The sequence below is a fragment of the Streptomyces sp. NPDC006393 genome (assembly GCF_040628575.1).
Taxonomy (GTDB): domain Bacteria; phylum Actinomycetota; class Actinomycetes; order Streptomycetales; family Streptomycetaceae; genus Streptomyces.
On record NZ_JBEXZD010000007.1, the window covers coordinates 121,582 to 139,039 of the forward strand.

Genomic DNA, 17,458 nt, shown 5'->3' on the forward strand with positions numbered 1-17,458 from the left:
GTGGTCCGAACGAGCCGTTGGTCCGAACGAGCCGGTGGTCCGAACGAGTCGCTGGTCCGGACGAGTCGGCGGTCCGCACGAGCCTGCGGTCTGAAGGGGTGTCGCTTCGAGATCGTCGTGAAGTCGTCCGAGCCCGCCCTGTCCCGGTCCCGGCCGAGCGGTGCTGTGGGGCGGTCCGGGCCCTCTGAGACACTGGGGCGCGATGAACGAGACAGCACACCCGCGGACGGCACCGCTGCGCGCCCGCGCCGAGATCGACCTGGCCGCCGTGCGCGCCAACGTCCGGGCGCTGCGCGAGCGGGCGCCCGGCGCGGCCCTGATGGCCGTGGTCAAGTCCGACGCCTACGGCCACGGCGCGGTGCCGTGCGCGAGTGCCGCCGTCTCCGCCGGGGCGACCTGGCTCGGCACCGCCACGCCCGAGGAGGCCCTGGCGCTGCGCGCGGCCGGACTGTCACCCGAGCGGGTGAGGATCATGTGCTGGCTGTGGACGCCAGGCGGGCCCTGGCGGGAGGCCGTCGAGGCGGACGTGGACGTGTCCGTGAGCGGGATGTGGGCCCTCGCGGAGGTCCGCGAGGCGGCCCGGGCCGCCGGCCGGCCCGCCCGCGTGCACCTGAAGGCCGACACCGGGCTCGGGCGCAACGGCTGCCAGCCCGCCGACTGGCCCGAACTCGTCGCCGAGGCCCTGCGCGCCGAGGCCGACGGGCTGGTCCGCGTCGCCGGGCTCTGGTCCCACTTCGCCTGTGCCGATGAGCCGGGCCACCCCTCCATCGCCGCCCAGCTCGACCGCTTCCGCGAGATGGTCGCGCACGCCGAACGGCAGGGCGCGCGCCCCGAGGTGCGGCACATCGCCAACTCGCCCGCCACGCTCACCCTGCCCGAGGCCCACTTCGACCTCGTCCGTACCGGGATCGCCCTGTACGGCATCTCGCCCAGCCCGGAACTCGGCTCCCCGGCCGACTTCGGGCTGCGCCCGGTGATGACCCTGTCCGCCTCGCTGGCCCTGGTGAAGCACGTGCCGGGAGGGCACGGCATCAGCTACGGCCACCACTACGTCACCCCGGGGGAGACCACCCTCGGGCTCGTGCCCGTCGGCTACGCGGACGGCATTCCGCGTCACGCCTCCGGCACCGGGCCGGTCCTGGTCGGCGGCAAGTGGCGTACGGTGGCGGGCCGGGTCGCCATGGACCAGTTCGTGGTCGACCTGGGCGGCGACGAACCCGAGGTCGGGACGGAGGCCGTGCTCTTCGGCCCCGGCGACCGCGGCGAGCCCACCGCCGAGGACTGGGCGCAGGCCGCCGGCACGATCGCGTACGAGATCGTCACGCGCATCGGAACGCGCGTTCCCCGCGTCTATGTGAACGAGGAAGACGGACCGGAGCGGGGGCGGGAAGCGGGAGCGGAGCGCGGCGCGTAGGGCGGAGAGTCCGCGAGGGAACGGGGCGAGCCGGCGATCCGGCCGCGCCACGTCCCCGAACGCCAGTACGGTGCAGACGCGAACCGTCGCGAGAGCAGCGATACAGCACAAGGCGGAACGCGGCACGCGGCACACGGCACACGCACAGGGCATCAGTCCGGCGCAGGACACCAGCACCGGCGCGAAGCGTCGGCATGGCGCAAGGCGCCGGCACGGCAGCACGAGGAGGAGCGGTACGTGAGCGAGAGCAGTGCGGTGGCCGCCGCCTCCGCCGCGACGACGTCCGGCGGCTGGCGCCGGGCCACCGGCATAGCGGGCGCCGCGCTGGGCGTGGTGGCGGCGGGCGCGGCGGCCACCGTCGCCATCGAGCGGATGACCGTCGGCCGCGACATGCGCAGGAGGGCCCGGCTGGCCCTGGACTCGGCCGGTCCCTACGGCACCCTGCGCGGCACCCCGGGCAGGGCGTACGCCGACGACGGCACCGAGCTCCACTACGAGGTCGACGACGTCGCCCCCGAGACCGCCGTGGACCTCGGCCCGCGCCGCCGGCGGCTCTTCGGGCGTCGGGCACCCGCACCCGTCACCGTCGTCTTCAGCCACGGCTACTGCCTCAGCCAGGACTCCTGGCACTTCCAGCGCGCGGCGCTGCGCGGCGTCGTACGGACCGTGCACTGGGACCAGCGCAGCCACGGCCGGTCCGGGCGGGGCGTGGGCCAGATACGCGACGGCGAGCCGCTCACGATCGACCAGCTGGGCCGCGATCTGAAGGCCGTGATCGACGCCGCCGCGCCCGAGGGGCCGATCGTGCTGGTCGGACACTCCATGGGCGGCATGACCGTGATGGCCCTGGCCGCCCAGTACCCCGAGCTGATCCGGGAGCGGGTCGTCGCCACCGCCTTCGTGGGGACGTCCTCGGGACGGCTCGGCGAGGTGAACTTCGGGCTTCCGGTCGCCGGCGTGAACGCGGTGCGGCGGGTGCTGCCGGGCGTGCTGAAGGCGCTCGGGCAGCGCGCCGAACTGGTGGAGAGGGGGCGGCGGGCCACCGCCGACCTGTTCGCCGGGATCATCAAGCGGTACTCCTTCGCCGGGCGTGACATCGACCCGACGGTCGCCCGGTTCGCCGAGCGGATGATCGAGAGCACGCCGATCGACGTGGTCGCCGAGTTCTATCCGGCCTTCACCGACCACGACAAGACGGAAGCGCTCGCCCTCTTCACGGACATGCCGGTGCTCGTCCTGGCCGGAGTGGACGACCTGGTCACGCCCAGCGGGCACAGCGAGGCGATCGCCGACCTGCTGCCCGAGTCGGAGCTGGTGCTGGTCCCGGACGCCGGGCACCTGGTGATGCTGGAGCACCCGGAGGTCGTCACCGACCGGCTCGCCGACCTGCTCACCCGCGTCGGCGCGGTCCCGGCAGGCGTTACCGTGGGTGGCTATGGAAGCACCAGCGGCACCGCACAACCCGGCTGACCCCGAGCCCGTCGAGATCACCGTCACCTCTCCCGAGCAGATGCGGGAGCTGGGCCGCCGTCTCGCCAAGCTGCTGCGCGCCGGTGACCTCGTGATGCTCAGCGGGGAGCTGGGCGCGGGCAAGACCACGCTGACCCGGGGGCTCGGCGAGGGCCTCGACGTGCGCGGCGCCGTCACCTCCCCGACGTTCGTGATCGCCCGCGTGCACCCCTCCCTCGGCGACGGCCCGCCCCTCGTACACGTCGACGCCTACCGGCTGTCCGGCGGGCTCGACGAGATGGAGGACCTGGACCTCGACGTCTCGCTGCCGGACTCCGTGATCGTCGTGGAGTGGGGCGAGGGCAAGGTCGAGGAGCTGACCGACGAGCGGTTGCAGGTCCTGATCCACCGGGCCGTCGGAGACACCACGGACGAGGTCCGCCATGTGACGGTGACCGGCATCGGCGACCGGTGGGCGGCCGTGGACCTGGACGTCCTGACCGCCTGAGCACACGGTGGGCGGGCTCCGGTCAGGGCGCCGGCATGCCTTGCGCCGCGCGCCCGGACGTGGTCACATGGTGCTCAGCTCGAAGTTAGGTCTACCTAACTTCGTCCGCCCCCGAGCCCAGGAGGCGACGTTGCCGACCGACCAGCCCACCGAGCCGAACGAGCCGCCCGCCGACCGCCGACCCGGCCCGCACTCGGTGCCCATGGCCGACCTCCTGGCCTCCTGCGCGGCGGCGGCCGCCGTCTCCCGCCCGCCACAGCCCCCGGCCCCCGCGGACGCCCGCGGGGCCGCCCGCCCGGCCGGCCCCGCCGGGAAACGGCGGCGGCGAGCGGCGTGACCCCGCCGGACGGCGCGGTCCGTTCGATGGCGCGGTCCGATCGATGGCGTAGCCCTATCGGATGACGACGACCTTCTGGCCGATCGTCGCGAACATCCACATCGCCTCCCCGTCCGTGCGGGACTCGCGGATGCCGCCGGTCTTCACCGAGGTGTCGGGGGTGGGGGCGGAGCCGGAGCTCGCGGGCACCGCCGCGCTGAAGCCGATCACCACACCGTTGACGGTGGTGAAGCGCACGACGTGTTCGACCGGGATGCCGTCGGTACCGGTGACCGCCTTCGAGCGCGAGGTGACCGCGTAGGTGCCCGGGAGCGGGTCGACGCTGCCCGGATCCACCGTGAAGGTGCTCTCCACCCGGCCGCTCGCACTGACCAGCCACACCCGGTCGTCGTCCACCGAGTACACCACCCGCTCGCCCGTGCCCGAGCCGGCGGGCAGCGCGGCCGGATGCCGCTGGTCGCGGGGCGCCTTCGTGGGCGTCGGTGTGGGCGAGGCCGTGGAGCCGTGCCCGCCGCTCAGGCCCGGGGGCACGCTCGCCTGCGCCCGGTAGCCGAGGAAGCCGACCGTGGCGAGGGCGGCCGCGGTGAGCCCGGCCACGAATCCGGAGCTGCTCCTTGCCACGGTCGTCCACCTCTGCGCCAGTCGCTGTACCCGTGCCGCCGTACGGCACGCTCGCGACGGTAGCAGCCGCGGCGCCCCCGACCCGGACGGCCGTGCCGACCCCGCCGGAGCCGTAGGCTGTTTGCGTGCTCTTGCTCGCTCTGGATACCGCCACCCCCGCCGTCACCGTCGCCCTGCACGACGGCACGGCCGTCATCGCCTCGTCCAGCCAGGTCGACGCCCGACGGCACGGAGAGCTGCTGCTGCCGGCCGTCGACCGGGTCCTCGCCGAGGCCGGGCTGGGACTGGACGCCGTCACGGGCATCGTGGTCGGCATCGGCCCCGGCCCCTACACCGGGCTGCGTGTCGGCCTGATGACCGCCGACACCCTCGGGCTCGCGCTCGGCGTCCCCGTGCACGGCGTGTGCACGCTCGACGGCCTCGCCTACGCCGCCGACGTCCCCGGCCCCTTCGTGGTGGCCACCGACGCCCGCCGCAAGGAGGTCTACTGGGCGCGCTACGCCGACTCCCGCACCCGTCTGACCGACCCGGCCGTCGACCGGCCCGCCGACATCGCCGACGAGGTCAAGGGGCTGCCCGCGGTCGGCGCGGGCGCGCTGCTCTACCCGGACACCTTCCCGCAGGTGCACGAGCCCGAGCACGTGTCGGCCGCCGCCCTGGCCCGCCTGGCCGCCGAGCGGCTGGCCGCCGGCCAGGAGCTGCCCGCGCCCCGGCCGCTGTACCTGCGGCGGCCGGACGCCCAGGTGCCCAAGAACTACAAGGTGGTCACCCCGAAGTGACGGGTCAGACGACGACCGGGAACGGGACCGCGGCCTGCGCCCTGCGGGAGATGCGCTGGTGGGACATCGATCCGGTGCTGGTGATGGAGAAGGACCTGTTCCCCGAGGACACCTGGTCGCGGGGCATGTTCTGGTCCGAGCTGGCGCACTCCCGCGGTCCGCAGGCGACCCGGCGCTATGTGGTGGCCGAGGAGAACGGCCGGATCGTCGGCTACGCGGGTCTCGTCGCCTCCGGTGGCCAGGGCGACGTCCAGACGATCGCGGTCGCCCGCGACCACTGGGGCACCGGCCTCGGCGCCCGGCTGCTGACCGAGCTGCTGCGGGCCGCGACCGCCTTCGAGTGCTCCGAGGTGATGCTCGAGTGCCGGGTGGACAACGTCCGCGCCCAGCGGCTCTACGAGCGCTTCGGCTTCGAACCCATCGGCTTCAGGCGTGGCTACTACCAGCCGGGGAACGTGGACGCCCTGGTGATGCGCCTGTCCGACCCCGCGACCCCCCGTAACCCCGTCAACGGCGTACAAGGAACTTGAGACCCATGGCTGACACCCGGGACGAGCCGCTCGTCCTCGGCATCGAGACCTCCTGCGACGAGACCGGCGTCGGCATCGTCCGTGGCACCACGCTGCTGGCCGACGCGGTCGCCTCCAGCGTCGACGAACACGCCCGTTTCGGCGGAGTAGTCCCGGAGGTGGCGTCGAGGGCCCACCTGGAGGCGATGGTCCCCACCATCGACCGCGCGCTGAAGGAAGCCGGGGTGAGCGCGAAGGACCTGGACGGCATCGCGGTCACCGCCGGCCCCGGCCTGGCGGGCGCGCTGCTGGTCGGTGTCTCGGCGGCGAAGGCGTACGCCTACGCGCTCGGCAAGCCGCTGTACGGCGTCAACCACCTCGCCTCGCACATCTGCGTGGACCAGCTGGAGCACGGCCCGCTGCCCGAGCCGACGATGGCCCTGCTGGTGTCCGGCGGCCACTCCTCCCTCCTGCTGTCCACGGACATCACCTCCGACGTCCGCCCCATGGGCGCGACGATCGACGACGCCGCCGGCGAGGCCTTCGACAAGATCGCGCGCGTGCTGAACCTGGGCTTCCCCGGCGGTCCGGTCATCGACCGGTACGCGCGTGAGGGCGACCCGGAGGCGATCGCCTTCCCGCGCGGTCTGACCGGCCCGCGCGACCCGGTCTACGACTTCTCCTTCTCCGGTCTGAAGACGGCGGTGGCCCGCTGGATCGAGGCCAGGCGGGCGGCCGGGGAGGAGGTCCCGGTGCGGGACGTCGCGGCCTCCTTCCAGGAGGCGGTGGTGGACGTCCTGACCCGCAAGGCCGTACGCGCCTGCAAGGACCAGGGCGTGGACCATCTGATGATCGGCGGTGGCGTGGCCGCCAACTCCCGGCTGCGCGCCCTGGCCCAGGAGCGCTGCGAGGCGGCCGGCATCCGGCTGCGCGTCCCGCGCCCCAAGCTGTGCACGGACAACGGCGCGATGGTCGCCGCGCTCGGCGCCGAGATGGTCGCCCGGGGCCGGGCCGCCTCCGGCTGGGACCTGTCGGCCGACTCCTCGCTGCCGGTCACGGACCCGCACGTCCCCGGCGACCATGGCCATGCGCACGACCATGTGCACGAGATCAGCAAGGAGAACCTGTACTCGTGACCGTCGCGCTGATGTGGGAGGCCCGGGCGGCCGAGGGCCGGGGCGCCGAGCTGCTCGCCTGGGTGCGCGAACAGCCCCTGGCCCGGAAGCCGTTGCGCCGGGAGACCTTCCGCGCCGGGCAGGACCGGGTGCTGGTCGTCACCTGGTGGGACGCCTCCTACGACGCCGAGCTGCCGGAACTGCCCGAGCCCGACGCCGAGTCGGTCACCCGGCCCGTGCACCGGTGGCGTTTCGAGTCGCTGGGCGAGGACGCGGATCACTGAGTGATCGCCGGGTGGTGCGCCGGACCGCCGATGCGCTATGATCATCACACGCAATCGGGCGAACGAAGGCCCGCGAGCAGTGCGTTGGTGGTCCAAGGAAAGACGCCCCGCTTCCTGCGGGGAGATGCAGGTGCAAGGCCTGCCCGGCGCTCGACGAAACCCCGCTCCGGCTCTGCCGGGGCGGGGTTTTCCGTATGTCGTCGGCCGACGGGGTGTCACACGTCCGAAGGCCGCGCTCCGGCCCGCGTCCCCGGGGGACACGGGCCGGAGTCCGTTGCTCAGCCGTCCTGCGAGATCTCCGTCTCGCAGCGCAGCCGCCGCTCCAGGCCCACTTCCCGCACCGGCCCGGTCAGGGTCAGGCGGGCGGTGTGGCGGACGTCCGCCGCTGAGGCCGCCAGCCGCAGTTCCAGCGCGCCGGGCTCGACCACCCGGCGGCCCGACCGGTCGGTGAACGCCGACAGGTCGGCGTGGAAGCGGAACGTCACGCGGCTCGACTCGCCCGGGGCCAGCTCGACCCGCTGGTAGCCGATCAGGCGCACGTCCGGCCGGGTCACCGCCGCCACCGGGTCGTGCAGATAGAGCTGGACGACCTCCGCGCCCGCCCGGTCACCGGAGTTGCGGACCGTCAGCGAGAGGTCGTAGCCGTCGTCCGTGCCGATCTCCGTGCGCTCGCCGCCCTCGAAGTCCTCCCACGCGAAGGTCGTGTAGGAGCGGCCGTGCCCGAACGCGTACAGCGGCGTCGGGTCCAGGTTGCTGACCTCGCCCGCCAGGCCCAGCGGCGGCTGGAGGTAGGTCCACGGCTGGCCTCCGGGGCCGCGCGGCACGCTGACCGGCAGGCGGCCGGAGGGGTTCACGCGGCCGGAGAGGACGCCGGCCACCGCCGGGCCGCCCTCCTCGCCGGGGAAGAACGCCTGCACCGCGGCGGCCAGGCGGCCGTCCCAGCGGCCGAGCGCGTAGGGGCGGCCGGTGAGGAGGACCAGGACGACGGGCACGCCGGTGCCCACCAGCGCGTCCAGCAGCGCGCCCTGCACGCCGGGCAGCGCCAGGTCGGCCACGTCGCAGCCCTCGCCGGACGTGCCCCGGCCGAACAGCCCGGAGCGGTCGCCGAGCACCGCCACGCACACGTCCGCCTCGCGTGCCCGGGCGACCGCCTCCTCGAAGCCGGAGGTGTCCGGGTCCGAGACGCCGCAGCCCTCGGTGTACGTCACCTTCGTGTCGGGGAGTTCGGTGCGCAGGGCGTCCAGCACGGTGGGGATCTCGATGCCCATGGGCGTCTCGGGGTGCAGGGTGCCCACGTGGGAGGGGAAGGAGTAGCACCCGAGCATCGCCAGGGCGTCCGCGGCGCGGGGGCCGACCACGGCGATACGGGTGTCCGGGGAGAGGGGGAGCACGCCGTCGGGGTTGGCCAGCAGGACCACCGACTCCTCGGCCAGGCGGCGGGCCACGGCCCGGTTCTCGGCCGAGTCCAGGTCGATGGACTCCGTGGGCAGGTCCGGGTTCCAGTCCTCGTCGAGCAGGCCCAGTTCGCACTTCTGCACCAGGACGCGGCGGGCCGCGCGGTCCACCAGCTCCTCCGGGACCGTCCCGGCCCGTACCGCGGCCGCCAGATCCTTGCCGTAGCACTTCAGGGTGGGCAGTTCGACATCGATGCCGGCGGCCAGGGCCAGGTGCGCGGACTCGGTGGGGCTGCCGGCGACCCGGTGCAGGGTCTGGAGGAAGTCGATGGCGAAGTAGTCGGCGACCACCGTGCCCGTGAAGCCCCACTGTTCGCGCAGGAGTCCGGTGAGCAGCTGCGGGTCCGCGGAGGCCGGGACGCCGTCCGTCTCCGTGTACGCCGCCATCACCGAGCGGGCCCCGCCCTCGCGCAGCGCCATCTCGAACGGCGGCAGCGTGACGTCCGCGAACTCGCGGGTACCGGCCCGGACGGGGGCCAGGTTGCGGGCGCCCGCGGAGGAGGCGTACCCGGCGAAGTGCTTGAGGGTGGCGACGATCCCGGCGGACTCCAGGCCCCGCACATACGCGCTGCCGACGGTGCCGACCAGGTAGGGGTCCTCGCCGATGGTCTCCTCGACCCGGCCCCAGCGCAGGTCGCGGACCACGTCGAGGACGGGGGCCAGGCCCTGGTGCACGCCCACGGAGCGCATGTCCCGGCCGATGCGCGCGGCCATCGCCTCCACCAGGGCGGGGTCGAAGGTCGCACCCCAGGCCAGCGGGACCGGGTAGGCGGTGGCGCCCCAGGTGGTGAAGCCGGCCAGGCACTCCTCGTGGGCGACGGCGGGGATGCCGAAGCGGCCGGCCGCGGCGATACGGCGCTGGGCGCGGGCCAGCGCCTGCGCGCCCAGCGCCGGGTCCACGGGGGAGGTGCCGAAGGAGCGGGTGAGCTGGCCGAGACCCTGGGTGATCAGCTCGTCCCAGTCGTAGTCGGTGTTCATGTGCTGCTGGTGCGGGGCGACTCCGTCGCCGTCCGTGGCGGCGCCCACCCACACGCCGTACAGCTGGGCGATCTTCTCCTCGAGGGTCATCCGGGAGAGCAGGTCGTCGACGCGGGTGGCGGCGGGCAGGGCGGCGTCACGCCAGGGGGCGGTGGTCATGGAACTCCTGTCAGAGTCGTCGGGGAGAAGTGCGTTCACTTGCCGCCCACGCCCATCAGTCCGCCGACGAGGGCACGCCGGGCCACCAGATAGACGGCGAAGATCGGGATTCCCGAGAGGACGACCGAGGCGAGCAGGGCGGGGATGTTCACCCCGAACTGGCTGACGTAGTTGAACAGGCCGAGGGTCAGCACACGCGGGCCGTCGGACTGGGTGAAGATCAGCGGGAAGAGGAAGCCGTTCCAGGCCTGGAGCGCCGAGTAGATGACGACGGTGCTGATGCCGCCCTTGGTCATCGGGATGACCAGCTGGAAGAGCATGCGGGAGGTGGAGGCGCCGTCCAGGGCCATCGCCTCGTACATCTCCTCGGAGATGTCCCGCATGGTGCCGGTGAGGATCAGCGTCGAGACGGGCATGGCGAAGGCCGCGGTGGGCAGGATGATCGCGAGCAGGCTGTCGTAGAGGTTCAGCTTGGCGATCATCAGGTAGAGCGGGACCACGACCGCCTGCGCGGGGATGGCCACGCCCAGCAGGAACAGCCGGAAGGTCGCGCCCGACCAGAAGGTGCGGGAGCGCACGGCCACGTAGGACAGCGGGACGCACAGCGTCAGCACGATCACCACGACCGCGGCCGCCACGAGGAGCGTGTTGAGCAGGAAGTGGCCGAAGCCGTTGTGCAGGACGGTGTTGTAGTTGTCCAGCGTGGGGTGGCTGGGCGGCTTGAGGGCGTTGTTGCCCAGCGCCTGGTCCTGGCGGGTCAGGGAGACCGAGATCATCGCGTAGATCGGGATGATCACCACGACCAGCCACAGCACCGACCCCGCACCCGCGAGCGGGTTGGGGCGTCGGGTCCAGTGCCGCCGGCGGCGGCCGGGGTCCACGGCGGACGGCCGGGCGGAGGTCTTCACAGGACGCGGACGTCGCAACGTGTCGTGTGACATCTCGTCACATTCCTTCCCTGGTGCTGCGCATGTTCCCGAAGCCGGAGAGCCGCACCAGCAGCAGCGACAGCGCGGTGGCGGCGACGACGAGGAAGGACGCGACGGCGCTCGCGTAGCCGAAGTCGTAGTTCTTGAAGCCCGCCTGGTACATGAGGTACGGCAGGATCGCGGTGTCCGTGCCCGGACCGCCCTGGGTCAGGATCAGCACGGTCTCGAAGTACGTCAGCGAGCCGACGATCATCAGCACGCTGGACGTGGTCGCCGTGTTGCGCAGCTGGGGCAGGGTGATGGAGAAGAACTGGCGGTAGCGGCCCGCGCCGTCCATCGCCGCCGCCTGGTAGAGCACCTCGGGGATCTGCCGGGCCCCGCCCTGGTAGATCAGGGTGTGGAAGGGGATGAACTGCCAGCCGCCGACGAACACGATCGCCAGGAAGGCGCCGGAGGTCGTGCCGAGCGTGTCTCCGTGGACGATGCCGAAGTTCGGGTCGAGCAGGGCGTAGAACAGCAGCGAGATCGCCGTCGAGGACAGCAGGAACGGCACGAAGAAGACCGCCGACAGGAACGCGCGGTTGCGCTGGCGGCCCGCCGCCCACACGCCGAGCAGCAGCGACACCACGGTCTGGAAGGCCCAGCTGACGACGGTCAGCAGGACGGTCACCGTCAGCGACTGGGTCAGCCGCGGGTCGTCGAACAGCTTCTGCCAGTTGGCGAAGCCCACCGGCTCGGGGTCGCCGAGGCCGTTCCACTTGGTGAAGGAGAGGTAGAACGCCAGCGCCATGGGGGCGACGGCGAAGAACGTGAAGAACAGGACGGCGGGCAGGGCCCAGACGGCGTTCGGGCGGCCCGCCCGCACGCCCCGGCCGGGCCTGCCCTTCGCCCGGGTGGTGACCGACGAGCTCACTTCAGCCCCTTGAGCGCCGAGACGAACTCGCTCGGCGACGACTTGCCCACGAACAGCTTGTTGATCTCGGTCAGCATCGGCTGCGACTGGCTCGGGTCGACCGCCTGGTCCCAGCTGAGGGTGAACGCCGGGGCGTGCTGCACCATCTGGTACTGGAACTTGGCGAACTCCGGGTTCGGGGAGGCGTCCAGCAGCTTCTCCGCGATGGTCGTGGTCGGGACGTCACCGTTGGCGATCAGGTCCTTGGTGTACGCCTCGGAGGCGCAGTCGCGCAGGAAGGCTATGGCCGCGTCCTTGTTGGAGACACGGGCGTTGACCGACCAGTAGTTGGTGGGGTTGCCGACGACGTTGCGGATGTCGCCGGCGCCGCCGTCGTAGCTCGGGAACGCGAACCAGCCCAGGTCCTTCTTGGCGAAGTCCGGGAACTTGCCGAGCTGCGTGGAGTACTCCCACGAGCCCATCAGGTGCATCGCCGCCTTGCCCTTGGCGAGCAGCGCGGGCGCGCCGCCGTTGGTGTACGCCACCGAGCTGAAGCCCTTGCCGAAGGCGCCGTCGTCGATGAGCTGCTTGACCGCCTGCGCGGCCTTGAGCACGGCCGGGTCGCCCCAGGCGGAGGCGTCGCCGTCCTTGATCTTGGCGAAGACCTGGGGGCCGCCGATGCGGTCGACCAGGTACTCCAGCCACATCAGCTCGGGCCAGATGTCGGCGCCGCCGAGCGCGAAGGGCGTGATCTTCGCCTTCTTCAGCTTGGCGTTGAGGTCGAGCAGCTGGTCCCAGGTCTTGGGCTCCTGGAGCTTGTGCTCGGCGAACAGCGTCTTGTTGTAGAAGACCAGTACGGGCTGCATGCCGCGCATCGGGATGCCGTACATCTTGTTCTCGAGCGCCCCGGAGGCGAGGACGGAGGGCAGGAAGCCGCTCTTGAGGACCGAGTCGGACTGGATGGTGTCGGTGAGGTCGATCAGCTGGTCGGCTTCCTTGTACGCCTTGATCGAGCCGCCGCCCCAGTTGAAGAACACGTCGGGGGCGTTGGGCGAGCCCATCGCGGTGCGCAGCTTGGCCGGGTACTCCGAGCCGGGCACCTTCTGGAGCTTGACCTTGCCCTTCGCCGTCTTGGCCGCCGCCGACGCGTTGAACCGGGTGACAGCCTTCTCCTGTACCTTGACGGCGTCGTCGCCGTACACCATCGCGTTGACGGTGCCGCCGCCCGAGCCGCCCGAGCCGCTGCCGGAACCGCAGGCGGTCAGTCCGGCGGCGGCGACGACGCCCGCGCCCGCACCGAGGAACCAACGTCTGCTGTAGGACTCCATAAGGCGGCACCTCTCAAGAGATCGCTCGGGTGAGGGCTCTTTCGCCCGCACCCGAATGTTTCGGATGTTACTTCGAATGTTCCGGGAACGTAAGACGTTCTGGGGGGTTCGTCAAGAGGTCTCGCGGAGATACGATCTCGGACCATGAAGCCGATGAAGACCGCAGAAACCCGCACCGCCACACTTGCCGAGATCGCCCGTGAGGCAGGCGTGTCGGCTCCGACTGTTTCGAAGGTCCTCAACGGCCGTGCCGATGTCGCCCCGAGCACCCGCAGCCGCGTCGAGGAGCTGCTGCGCGCCCACGGCTACCGGCGCAGACGAGCCGAGGCCACCCGCTCACCCCTGATCGACCTGGTCTTCCACGAGCTGGAGAGCGCCTGGGCGATGGAGGTCATCCGGGGCGTGGAGAACGTGGCCCGGGACGCGGGCCTGAGCGTGGTGCTCTCCGAGAGCGCAGGCCGGCTCACCCCCGGGCGGACCTGGGCCGACCAGGTCGCCGCCCGCCGCCCGCACGGCGTGGTGCTCGTGCTGTCCGGGCTCGACGAGTCCCAGCGGGCGCTGCTGACCAGCCGGTCCATCCCGTTCGTGGTGATGGACCCGGCCGGTGACCCCGGCACCGACGTGCCCTCGATCGGCGCGACCAACTGGCAGGGCGGCCTCGCCGCCACCCGGCACCTGGTCGAGCTCGGCCACACCCGCATCGGCGCGCTCAGCGGGCCGTCACGGATGATGTGCAGCCGCGCCCGGGTCGACGGCTACCGGGCCGCGCTGGAGACGGCGGGGCTGCCGGTGGACCCCTCGCTGATCGTCACCGGCGACTTCCACCACGAGGCCGGCTACCGGCTGGGCCTGAAGCTGCTGCGCCGCGAGGACCGGCCGACCGCGATCTTCGCGGGCAACGACCTCCAGGCGCTCGGCCTGTACGAGGCGGCGCGGGAGCTGGGGCTGCGCATCCCGGAGGACCTGAGCGTGGTCGGCTTCGACGACCTGCCCGTGGCCCGCTGGGTCGGCCCGCCGCTGACGACCGTGCGGCAGCCGCTGACGGAGATGGCCGAGGCGGCGGCCCGGCTGGTCCTGGACCTCGGGCGCGAGGAGGAGACGGCGGTGGCGACCCGGGTGGAGCTGGCGACGACCCTGGTCGTCCGCAGCAGCACGGCGGCACCCGGAGTGTGAGCACGGTACCGAGACGGACGGGCACGGTGCCGGCGCGGACGGGCACGTGCCGAGGCGGGCTTCGAAACTTTCGAAGGGGGCTGCCGGGTCCGATCAGACCGCGCCCGGCTGTGCCGAGCCGCAGTAGCGGCACTTGGCGGCGGGCTTGGGCAGGTCGTCCGACAGACACGCCGGGCACGTCTTCGTGGGCACCGGGTCCTTGAAGACCGCCACACCGCGGCGCGCCTGGTAGTGCCGGTAGGGCAGCACGATCAGGAAGTAGACGACCGCCATGAAGATGATGAAGTAGATCAGCGCCGAGATGAACGACCCGATGTCCAGGTAGGTCGCCTTGTTGCCCGGGCTGCCGAGCTGCCAGCCGAGTCCCTGCGACGTGCCGCCCTGGGCGCGGGCGATGATCGGGTTGATCACGTAGTCGGTGAACGCCTTGATCAGCGTGCTGAACGCCAGGGCCACGATCAGGCCGACGGCGATCACGATCACGTCGCCGCGCATCAGGAAGTTCTTGAAGCCCCGCAGCATGGATGTCCTCGCTTCCGCACGCCCCCGTCCGCCGGCCGGCTGCCTGTGACGGCCACTTGTCGTGTCCACTCTCGGGGCGAGGTGCCCGGTGCGCACCCGGAGCGCGCCCGACCGGGGCACCGTCCGACCGGGGCCGGCGGGAGCGCTCACCCGTTCGGATGATCACGCGGGGTACGGCCGCGGGAGAGTCCGCGACTCCATAGCGTCACGGCTGTCGCTTGTGCCGTAGTGGCGCTCCCGCCCACACTTGAAGGAGGAGATGCTTCACGATGACCGCTCTCGCAGAAGAGGTGGCTCCGGTGGTGGCAGACGAGCCGGTTTCCGAGCCGGGTTCCGATCTGGACGAGGTCCTGTGGCAGGCGTGGAAGGCCATGGATCTCCCCGAGGGCTACCGCGCCGAGATCATCGAGGGGGCCATCGAGGTGTCGCCCACCGGTCGTCGTCGTCATGGAGTGCTCGTCAACCGTCTGCGGCGGGCGCTGGACGCCCACCTGTCGCGCAGCGGGTACGCGGCTCACCAGGACGTCAACGTCATCCACCGCCACAAATCCTGGATCCCCGATCTCTTCGTGGCTCCCGTCGACCTGGACGAGATCCCCGACGAGGAGGGCCTCGGCGTCGACGCCTCCGGGGTGAAGACGGTGATCGAGGTCACCTCGCCGGGTCATCGCAAGCTCCAGCGCGACCGCGTCCGCAAGCGCCGTGAGTACGCCCGGGCGGGGATCCCGGTGTACGTGATCGTCGACGACTTCGACGACGAGGGCGCGGTGGTCGTGCTGACGTCCCCCGATCCGAAGAAGGCGAAGTACGCCGACGAGCACCGGGTCCCCTACGGCACGGACGCGGTGATCCCGGAGGGTCCGGCCAAGGGCTTCGCCGTGGGCAAGGCGACCGTGGCGTCCTGACCGGCCGCGTGGGCGGAGCGCCTCAGCCCGCCGGGTGTCCGAGCAGCATGGCCGGGGCGCCCGCGACGCGGGTGAGGAAGACCGTGGCGGCGTTGCGGCCGTGCGGCCTGGGCAGCACCTTCCTGCGCAGTTCCTCCGGTTCGACGGCCGAGCCGCGCTTCTTCACGGTCAGGGCGCCGACCTCGCGCTCCCGCAGCAGCGCCTTCAGCTTCTTGACGTTGAAGGCGAGCTGGTCGGTGATCTCGTAGGCGGTGGCGTACGGGGTGGGCCGCAGCTCGTCGGCGGTGACGTACGCGATCGTCTCGTCGAGCAGGCCGCCGTCGAGGTCCGCGGCGGCCTCGGCGACGAGGTGGGCGCGGATGACGGCCCCGTCGGGCTCGTACAGGTAGCGGCCCAGCGGGCGGACCGGGGGGTTCGCCAGGCCCCGGCCGCGCAGGCTGTGCGGGCCGGGGAGCAGCGTCGCCCGCACCAGGCCCGGCTCGGTGCCGAACCACAGCACCGCCTCCTTCACGTCCCCGCCGTCGGAGATCCACTCGGCCTCGGCCTGCGGCGGCACCGCCTCGTGGGGGACACCGGGGGCGATCTTCAGGGCGGCGTGCGGGGCCTTGAGGGCGGTCTCGACGGCCCAGGAGAGCGGCGGCGAGTAGGCCTCCGGGTCGAAGATCCGGCCCCGGCCGCCCCTGCGGGCCGGGTCGACGAACACCGCGTCGTACGGGGAGGTGTCGACGTCCGTCACGTCCGCCTCCCGCACCTCGATCAGCTCGGTAAGTCCCAGGGCCTCGGCGTTCGCGCGGGCCGCGGCGGCCGTCACCGGGTCGCGGTCGACGGCGAGGACCCGGATCCCGGCGCGGGCGAGGGCGATCGCGTCGCCGCCGATGCCGCAGCACAGGTCGGCGAGTGAGGTCACGCCCAGTTCGGCGAGGCGCGCGGCCCGGTGGGCGGCCACGCTCGCCCGCGTCGACTGTTCGACCCCGTTCGGTGTGAAGAACATCCGCCGCGCGTCCTCGGCCCCGAGCTTCGCCGCCGCCCGCTGCCGCATCCGGGCCTGCCCGAGCGCCGCCGACACCAGTGCGGCCGGGTGGTCGCGGCGCAGGCGGGTGGCGACGGCGAGTTCGTCGGCGGGGTCGGTGTCGCGCACCTCGTCCAGGAGGGCGCGGCCCTCGGGGGTGAGCAGCGCGGTGAGGGCGCCGACCGGGTCGAGAGGGTCGAGGGGATCGCGGGGGTGGCGGGGGTCGCGGGGGTCGCGGGGGTCGAGAGGGGCCTGTGGGTCGTTCACGCGCTCATTGTCGGCCAGTCGGTGGACGGTACGCCCGGCGGCCGCGGTGTCGTCGCGGGTCCGGGCCGGTGGCCTGCGAGGATCCGGCACCATGAGAGCAGTCGTACAAAACGATAAAAAGCGTCCCAAGGTGGTCTGTTCTCCTGGGCACAGAGCGGGCCTGCGAGCCGGGCTCGCCGCCCTCGCCGTCGCCGCCCTCGCCTCCGGCTGCTCCGAGCCCGACACGCCCGTACCGCCCGCCCCGGGCCAGCAGCTCGGCCAGGCACCCGCGGCCCGCGCCCTCGACTCCTACGCCAGCCGGCTGCGCGCCTCCTACACGGCCAGGGTCGCCGCCGCCCGGCGCTGGGGGCTGAAGCAGGTCCCCCTCACACCCCCGAAGCCCCCCGCCGTGAAGCCGAGGATCACCCCCCGCCCGGGCTTCGAGGTGAGCCGTCAGAAGGACTGGTACCTCCCCCCGGTCTTCACCACGGTCCCCACCGAGGACAAGGTCGTCTTCCTCACCATCGACGACGGCGCGGAGAAGGACCCCGCGTTCCTGCGGATGATGAGCGAGCTGAAGATCCCCTACACGGCGTTCCTCACCGATTACCTCATCAAGGACGACTACGCGTACTTCCGGAAGATGCAGGCCTCCGGGGTCACCCTCAACAACCACACCCTGCACCACCCCTACCTCCCCGGCCTGTCCTACGAGCAGCAGAGGCGCGAGATCTGCGACATGCAGGACATCATGGAGGACCAGTTCGGCAAGCGCCCCGAGCTCCTGCGCCCGCCCTACGGCAACTACAACCAGGACACCCTGGCCGCCGCCAAGGCCTGCGGCATC

The 17,458-nt window shown here is 72.5% G+C and carries 18 protein-coding genes; 11 read left to right on the forward strand and 7 right to left on the reverse strand.

Annotated elements, in window-relative coordinates; all coding sequences use genetic code 11:
- The first annotated feature begins 202 nt into the window (after positions 1-202).
- The 4 genes from alr (at position 203) to ABZ484_RS05845 (ending at position 3,708) form a co-directional block, all read left to right on the forward strand.
- Entirely contained in the window at positions 203-1,414 is a 1,212-nt protein-coding gene (gene alr / locus ABZ484_RS05830; protein WP_358864615.1) for an alanine racemase, read from the forward strand.
- Positions 1,415-1,651: 237 nt separating this feature from the next.
- On the forward strand, positions 1,652-2,884 hold the full coding sequence (locus ABZ484_RS05835) for an alpha/beta hydrolase (RefSeq protein ID WP_358864616.1): 1,233 nt from the start codon (positions 1,652-1,654) through the stop codon (positions 2,882-2,884).
- Positions 2,850-3,371, forward strand: coding sequence for a tRNA (adenosine(37)-N6)-threonylcarbamoyltransferase complex ATPase subunit type 1 TsaE (gene tsaE, locus ABZ484_RS05840; RefSeq protein WP_358864617.1), 522 nt, complete (start codon positions 2,850-2,852; stop codon positions 3,369-3,371). Before ABZ484_RS05835 ends, tsaE begins: the two co-directional genes overlap by 35 nt.
- Positions 3,372-3,501: 130 nt before the next feature.
- On the forward strand, positions 3,502-3,708 hold the full coding sequence (locus ABZ484_RS05845; RefSeq protein WP_358864618.1) for a hypothetical protein: 207 nt from the start codon (positions 3,502-3,504) through the stop codon (positions 3,706-3,708).
- A gap of 54 nt (positions 3,709-3,762) precedes the next feature.
- Here the strand turns inward: ABZ484_RS05845 and ABZ484_RS05850 are convergent, their stop codons facing one another.
- Positions 3,763-4,329, reverse strand: coding sequence for a hypothetical protein (locus ABZ484_RS05850; RefSeq protein WP_358864619.1), 567 nt, complete (start codon positions 4,327-4,329; stop codon positions 3,763-3,765).
- A 125-nt stretch (positions 4,330-4,454) separates the two neighbouring features.
- On the opposite strand from ABZ484_RS05850, the gene tsaB reads away from it, so the two are divergent.
- Genes tsaB through ABZ484_RS05870 form a run of 4 tightly spaced genes read left to right on the forward strand, consistent with a single transcriptional unit; the run spans position 4,455 to position 7,016 of the window.
- Positions 4,455-5,108, forward strand: a complete 654-nt coding sequence (tsaB, locus tag ABZ484_RS05855; RefSeq protein ID WP_358864620.1) for a tRNA (adenosine(37)-N6)-threonylcarbamoyltransferase complex dimerization subunit type 1 TsaB — start codon at positions 4,455-4,457, stop codon at positions 5,106-5,108.
- Positions 5,109-5,158: 50 nt separating this feature from the next.
- Positions 5,159-5,638 (forward strand): ribosomal protein S18-alanine N-acetyltransferase, encoded by a 480-nt coding sequence (gene rimI, locus ABZ484_RS05860; RefSeq protein WP_358864636.1) that lies wholly within the window; start codon positions 5,159-5,161, stop codon positions 5,636-5,638.
- Positions 5,639-5,643: 5 nt separating this feature from the next.
- Positions 5,644-6,753, forward strand: coding sequence for a tRNA (adenosine(37)-N6)-threonylcarbamoyltransferase complex transferase subunit TsaD (gene tsaD, locus ABZ484_RS05865; protein ID WP_358864621.1), 1,110 nt, complete (start codon positions 5,644-5,646; stop codon positions 6,751-6,753).
- Positions 6,750-7,016, forward strand: coding sequence for a hypothetical protein (locus ABZ484_RS05870; protein ID WP_358864622.1), 267 nt, complete (start codon positions 6,750-6,752; stop codon positions 7,014-7,016). Before tsaD ends, ABZ484_RS05870 begins: the two co-directional genes overlap by 4 nt.
- A gap of 278 nt (positions 7,017-7,294) precedes the next feature.
- Here the strand turns inward: ABZ484_RS05870 and ABZ484_RS05875 are convergent, their stop codons facing one another.
- The 4 genes from ABZ484_RS05875 to ABZ484_RS05890 are packed head-to-tail and all read right to left on the reverse strand — an operon-like array spanning position 7,295 to position 12,756.
- Positions 7,295-9,607: a glycoside hydrolase family 3 N-terminal domain-containing protein gene (locus tag ABZ484_RS05875; protein WP_358864623.1), complete on the reverse strand. Its 2,313-nt coding sequence runs from the start codon at positions 9,605-9,607 to the stop codon at positions 7,295-7,297.
- A 35-nt stretch (positions 9,608-9,642) separates the two neighbouring features.
- The gene (locus ABZ484_RS05880) at positions 9,643-10,548 is read right to left on the reverse strand and encodes a carbohydrate ABC transporter permease (protein WP_358864624.1); all 906 of its coding nucleotides are present in this window, start codon (positions 10,546-10,548) and stop codon (positions 9,643-9,645) included.
- Positions 10,549-10,552: 4 nt separating this feature from the next.
- Positions 10,553-11,449, reverse strand: a complete 897-nt coding sequence (locus ABZ484_RS05885; RefSeq protein WP_358864625.1) for a sugar ABC transporter permease — start codon at positions 11,447-11,449, stop codon at positions 10,553-10,555.
- Positions 11,446-12,756, reverse strand: coding sequence for an extracellular solute-binding protein (locus ABZ484_RS05890; protein WP_358864626.1), 1,311 nt, complete (start codon positions 12,754-12,756; stop codon positions 11,446-11,448). Before ABZ484_RS05890 ends, ABZ484_RS05885 begins: the two co-directional genes overlap by 4 nt.
- 144 nt (positions 12,757-12,900) lie before the next feature.
- On the opposite strand from ABZ484_RS05890, the gene ABZ484_RS05895 reads away from it, so the two are divergent.
- The gene (locus ABZ484_RS05895; protein ID WP_358864627.1) at positions 12,901-13,929 is read left to right on the forward strand and encodes a LacI family DNA-binding transcriptional regulator; all 1,029 of its coding nucleotides are present in this window, start codon (positions 12,901-12,903) and stop codon (positions 13,927-13,929) included.
- Between the two features lie 93 nt (positions 13,930-14,022).
- On the opposite strand, the gene ABZ484_RS05900 is transcribed toward ABZ484_RS05895, so the two are convergent.
- Positions 14,023-14,451 carry an MscL family protein gene (locus ABZ484_RS05900; protein ID WP_358864628.1) on the reverse strand — a complete coding sequence of 143 codons (429 nt, stop codon included), beginning with the start codon at positions 14,449-14,451 and terminating at the stop codon, positions 14,023-14,025.
- A gap of 269 nt (positions 14,452-14,720) precedes the next feature.
- Between ABZ484_RS05900 and ABZ484_RS05905 the strand changes: the two genes are divergently transcribed.
- On the forward strand, positions 14,721-15,356 hold the full coding sequence (locus ABZ484_RS05905) for a Uma2 family endonuclease (RefSeq protein WP_358864629.1): 636 nt from the start codon (positions 14,721-14,723) through the stop codon (positions 15,354-15,356).
- Between the two features lie 22 nt (positions 15,357-15,378).
- Here the strand turns inward: ABZ484_RS05905 and ABZ484_RS05910 are convergent, their stop codons facing one another.
- Complete coding sequence (locus tag ABZ484_RS05910) at positions 15,379-16,530, reverse strand: methyltransferase domain-containing protein (RefSeq protein ID WP_358864637.1); 1,152 nt, start codon at positions 16,528-16,530, stop codon at positions 15,379-15,381.
- Between the two features lie 193 nt (positions 16,531-16,723).
- Between ABZ484_RS05910 and ABZ484_RS05915 the strand changes: the two genes are divergently transcribed.
- Positions 16,724-17,458: polysaccharide deacetylase family protein (locus ABZ484_RS05915; RefSeq protein ID WP_358864630.1), on the forward strand; the 735-nt coding region annotated here is incomplete at its 3' end.